Source organism: uncultured Anaerotruncus sp. (assembly GCF_902490045.1).
Taxonomy (GTDB): domain Bacteria; phylum Bacillota; class Clostridia; order Oscillospirales; family Ruminococcaceae; genus Anaerotruncus.
The window spans coordinates 1-1,909 of record NZ_CABUCJ010000204.1; the positions used below are offsets into that span (position 1 = coordinate 1).

Below are 1,909 nucleotides of genomic sequence, written 5' to 3' on the forward strand. Positions count from 1 at the left end.
GGTACCCGCGGCGGCGGGGGAGACGAGCCGCATCGAGCTGCGCTCCCCCGACCCGGCCTGCAATCCCTACCTCGCCTTCACGCTGCTGATGGAGGCGGGGCTCGAGGGGGTGCGGGAGCGGCTGGAGCTCTGCCCGCCCGCCGACCTCGACCTCTACAGCGCGGATGCGCGGGCGCTCGCGGGGTATGAGCGCCTGCCCGCCTCGCTCGGCGAGGCGCTCGCGCTCGCGTCGGAGAGCGGCTTCATCCGCCGGGCGCTGCCCGGGCGGATCGTCGAAAACTTCCTCGCCCACAAGCGGCGGGAGTTCGAGGAATGGGAAGCGGCCGGGGACAAATTCGGCTTCGAGCTCAAGCGGTATTTCGGGCGTACCTGAGGGGCCGGCGGGCCGTTTTGACGGAAGGGGGGTGTCGGGTTTGGAGGAGCGGATGCTCTTGGTCTCCGGGGAGCGCGGCCGCGCCGCGCTCGAGGGGCTCGTGCGCGAATTCGGCTTTACGGCCGTGCGCGCCGCCGGGAGCGGCGGCGAGGCGCGCAGGCTGCTCGCGGAGGGCGGATTCGAGCTGGTGCTCGTCAATACCCCGCTGCCCGACGAGTTCGGCAGCGGCCTGGCGCTCGAATCCGCCCGCGGGAGCGACGCGGGCGTCGCGCTGCTCGTGAACGCCCCGCAGGCGGACGCGGTCTCCGCCGAGGTGGAGGATTTCGGGGTTTTCGTCGTGGAAAAACCGTTCAGCCGGCCGATGCTTTCCCAGTCGCTGCGGCTGGTGCTCGCCTCCCGGCGCAGGATGCTCGGCCTCCAGCAGGAGAACATCCGCCTCAACGAAAAGCTCGAGGAGCTGCGGCTGGTCAGCCGCGCCAAGGGGGCGCTCATGCGGGTGCTGGGGATGACGGAGCCGCAGGCGCACCACTACATCGAAAGGCAGGCGATGGACCTGCGCACCACGCGGCGGGAGGTCGCGCGGGGGATCCTCGGCACCTACGACGAATAGACATATCCCCGCCGCGCGTGGGAAAGCTAGAACGACCGAACGGAAAGGGAAGGCGGAAAACCGATGGGCAAACAGGAGACCAGCTATATCTTTGTGACGGGGGGCGTCGTTTCGGGGCTCGGCAAGGGCATCACGGCGGCGTCGCTCGGGCGGCTGCTCAAGGCGCGCGGGCTAACCGTGGCGGCGCAGAAGCTCGACCCCTACATCAACGTCGACCCGGGCACGATGAGCCCCTACCAGCACGGAGAGGTCTTCGTGACCGAGGACGGGGCGGAAACAGACCTCGACCTCGGCCATTACGAACGGTTCATCGACGAGGACCTCAACCAGTTTTCCAACCTCACGTCGGGGCGGGTCTACTGGAACGTGCTCAACAAGGAGCGCGCGGGGGAATACCTCGGCGAAACGGTGCAGGTGATCCCCCACATCACCAACGAGATCAAATCGTTCATCTATTCGGTCGGCCGCAAGACGGACGCCGACGTGGTCATCACCGAGATCGGCGGTACGATCGGCGACATCGAGAGCCAGCCCTTCCTCGAGGCGATCCGCCAGATCTCCCGCGAGCTTCTGCGGGGGCGGTGCCTCTTCATGCACGTGACGCTCGTCCCCTACCTCAAAAGCTCGGGGGAGCACAAATCCAAGCCCACCCAGCACTCGGTGCGCGAGCTGCAGGGGATGGGCATTATGCCGGACATCATCGTGGCGCGCTGCGACGAGCCGCTCGAGGAGGGCCTGCGGCAGAAGATCGCCCTCTTCTGCAACGTCGAGCCCGACTGCGTCGTCGAAAACCGCACCCTTCCCGTCCTCTACGAGGCGCCGCTCATGCTGCATGAGGCGGGGCTCGACGACATCGTCTGCCGCAGGCTCGGGCTCGAGGCGCGTGGGGAGGGGCTCGGCGAGTGGACCGCCATGTGCGGGCGGAT

At 68.2% G+C, this 1,909-nt stretch carries 2 protein-coding genes and 1 pseudogene; all 3 read left to right on the forward strand.

The features are described from left to right. Window positions 1-373: pseudogene (locus tag RDM88_RS12710) on the forward strand (type I glutamate--ammonia ligase); the annotation flags it as partial. Between the two features lie 52 nt (window positions 374-425). Next, window positions 426-983: an ANTAR domain-containing protein gene (locus RDM88_RS12715; protein ID WP_308755192.1), complete on the forward strand. Its 558-nt coding sequence runs from the start codon at window positions 426-428 to the stop codon at window positions 981-983. 63 nt (window positions 984-1,046) lie between these two features. Continuing rightward, window positions 1,047-1,909, forward strand: an 863-nt coding sequence (locus tag RDM88_RS12720) for a CTP synthase (protein WP_308755193.1), incomplete at its 3' end; no start/stop codon positions are given.

Excerpts from the sequence above, each read along its gene's own strand:
- RDM88_RS12715 (WP_308755192.1), top strand. The coding sequence starts at position 426 with ATGCTCTTGGTCTCCGGGGAGCGCGGCCGCGCCGCGCTCGAGGGGCTC.